Below are 3075 nucleotides of genomic sequence, written 5' to 3' on the forward strand. Positions count from 1 at the left end.
ACGTCCTTGGCATCCACCTTCCCCGCGTCAACTGCATCGAGCAATTGTGCCGCCCAGGCCGCCCGACTGCAAAGCGCGCCGCGCACTTGCTGACGCGAGCCTGCGGGCAGGGTTGGATACATCGCGAGGAGTCGCTCCGCCACCGCCGATAGCGGGAAATGCCGCAACGCTGAAAGCGCGGCGCTCTGGATCGTTGGCGACTTCTCCTGCTCGATCAGAGCAAGCAACGCCGGCGCGCTTTCTTCGGCGCCGGTCTCGCCCAGCGCGCTGATCAGACCTGCCCGTTCGTTTTCTTTGAAACCATTGTCGGAGATCATGCGCAACGCCAAAGTCGCAGCCTTTTTGTCGCCGATCCGCAGACCAAGGCGAACAACAGCGAGTCGAGGGCTGCCCTGACTCCACGTTTTGGTGAACCACGATTCCAGCGGACCCGGAACCTTCTCGAGTCGTCTGCCCGCCAGCGCTAATTCCATTCCAGCCAACACCCGGTCCACGTCCTGTGTCGTCGGCGCGAGTGACAACAACCGGGCGCAGGTTTCAAAGTCGCTGTCGGTGCCTTCGGCCGCGTATCGGCGCGACAATCGTTCGATTATGTATTGTCTGACCAGTTCACGTTCCCAAGCCCCGGGTTGCGACAACAGCGCGACGAACTGATCGCGATTCGAAATGGCCTTGCTTTCAATGGCCCACCAGACCAACAGGGGAATCTCTGGGTCATGGGCGTCTTCATCATGGTTCAGGAGTTCGCGGATGATCGGCAGCGCGTCTCCGCCCGGCAGACGCCTGGCTGAACAAGCCAGTTGATTGCGAACCACGGGGCTCGACTCCGCACGCGCGACCTCTACCAGGTGTTGCTCGACGTCCGGCGAGACATTTTTCGCATCTCCGAGGAAGCGAATCGTCCACGCCCGCACGTCCTCGCTCCGGTGTTTCATCAGCCTTTCAGCAAGGTCATCATCGAATCCGCCGCCAACGTAAAGTGTCCAGAGACTCTCCAGAGCCAGATGATCATCTTTCGTGCTGAAAATGTTCTCCCGAAGCGCCGGCAAAATGGTCGGGTCGCGTCGCTCGGCCAGCAACCGTCGGGCCGTCCTGGCAAACCACTCGTTGGTGCGGGAAAGCATTTCGACCAACTTCGGACTGGTTGCCTTTGATAAATCGAACCGCGCGACCGGTTTCGCGCCGTTCGCCTGCAGTTTGTAGATCCGGCCGTTGCTTCGGTCCCAAGTGTCGAGCGGATCGACATGTGTGGCGCGCTTGTCGCACCAGTCCGCTATGAACACGGAACCGTCCGGTCCGGTTTCGCAATCAACCGGTCGGAACGTCACGTCGTCCGTTTCGAGAAGCGGGCCACCGAAGTGCCCTTTGAATCCGGAACCATCGCGCTCCAGCACGTGCCAATAAACTGCGTTCGCCAGCAGATTGCCCGCGATGTATGCGCCGTTGAAACGCGAGGGAAACGCGCCACCTTGATAGACAATCCCGCCGTCGGTGACATGACCTCCTTTGAATCCGCGGTAAGGAATGTGATCGAAATACCCGAAGGTATAAGGGTTGTGCAAGGGGCCGTGTTTGCTGAAGCCCTTGATGTAATAGCCGCCCTGGACCTGGTGCAAAGCGATCTGCTCGCCAAAATTCGTGCCGGCGATGACGTTGCCATGCTCGTCGAAATCAAGACCCCATGTGTTTCCACCACCTTCGGCAAACAACTCGAATTCGCGCGTTCGGGGATGGTAACGCCAGATGCCTTGCTGGAATTCGATGCCGCGGATGTGCGCCGTCACCGTGCTGCCTTGCGCGCCGTAAAGCCAGCCGTCCGGCCCCCAGGTCAGCGAGTTCGCCACCGCGTGCGCGTCCTCCAGTCCGAAACCGCTCAACAACACTTCGGGATCGCCGTCAGGGACGTCGTCGTGGTTGCGATCAGGATAAAATAGAAGATAAGGCGCCTGCAGAATGAACACGCCGCCTTGGCCTATGGCCATGCCGGAGGCAAGATTCAAGCCGGTCACAAAGTCCTTGAACTTGTCGAAACGACCATCCCCATCGGTGTCTTCGCAAATGGTGATCCTGTCCGCGCCCTTTGGTCCACGGGGCGGTGGGTCCGGCACGCGGTCGTATTTGGTGCGGAGGTATTGATCCACGCTCACGGGCTTGAGGCCGGCGGGCGCCGGGTATTGGAGGTATTGAATCACCCACATCCGCCCGCGTTCATCAAAGCTGATGGAGAGCGGCTGGCGAATGTCCGGTTCGCCGGCAACAAGCTTCACCTCGAAGCCGTCGGCGACCTTCATGTGTTTCAACGCTTCTTCGGGTGAAGGCGCGGCCGCGTTTGCCGGCAAACTCGGAAGGGAAAAGGTCCCAATTGAAAGTAGCACGACGCCCAGCAGCGAAGCACCGCTTCGTTCGGCAAAAAGAGGGACGTTCGCCATAGGTTGCGTCTCCAGTTTACCAACCCGCAACTTCGTACAGCAATCACGAATGGCAGTCCGTTTTTACTTCGGCATGTGAAAACACAGGCAACATGAAAACCTCGACCGTAGGAAACGCTCGAAGCTGTCACTCCTTCAGCCGATAAAACCGCTTCCCGGCCTTCAAGTCATCGATGACCACACGCTGATCGCCGAGGACGACAAACGGACTGGTCACCGCCGTCCAGCTTGCGTTGCTTGAAAGGTCCGGGGAGCTTTCGAGTGAAAAGTCGCTCTTATTCGCAGGCCAGTAGAGAAACGCTTGCTGCCCAACAAAAGCCAGATTGAGCGCGGGAAGTTCGACAATTTTCGCCAGAAAAAAAGTCGTGTTAAAGCCGACATCCGCCATCTGAATCGAGTCAAATGACGCACTGCCGTCACGAACCCCTGCTATGTAACAGTTTGCCGCCACATCCAAGCCGATTCCGAAGGCGATGTCGTACTGAGTTCCTCCCGCTTGTTTCACCCAAACCAAATTGCCGAGTGGATCAAACTTGGCAACGAACCCGTCGTAACCTCCTCTGCTTGCCAGTATGGCGCCGCCAAAGTCCGAATCACCACTTGAAAACGAGCCGACGGAATAACAGTTGCCCTCACCATCGACGGC

Annotated in this window: 2 protein-coding genes; both read right to left on the reverse strand. The window is 58.5% G+C overall.

Annotated features, from left to right (window positions below):
* Positions 1–2429, reverse strand: a 2429-nt coding sequence (locus VN887_15460; GenBank protein HXT41402.1) for a PVC-type heme-binding CxxCH protein, incomplete at its 3' end; no start/stop codon positions are given.
* Positions 2430–2556: 127 nt separating this feature from the next.
* Positions 2557–3075 (reverse strand): hypothetical protein (locus tag VN887_15465; GenBank protein HXT41403.1); only part of this gene is annotated, 519 nt, incomplete at its 5' end.

The organism is Candidatus Angelobacter sp., assembly GCA_035607015.1.
Classification (GTDB): Bacteria; Verrucomicrobiota; Verrucomicrobiia; order Limisphaerales; family AV2; genus AV2.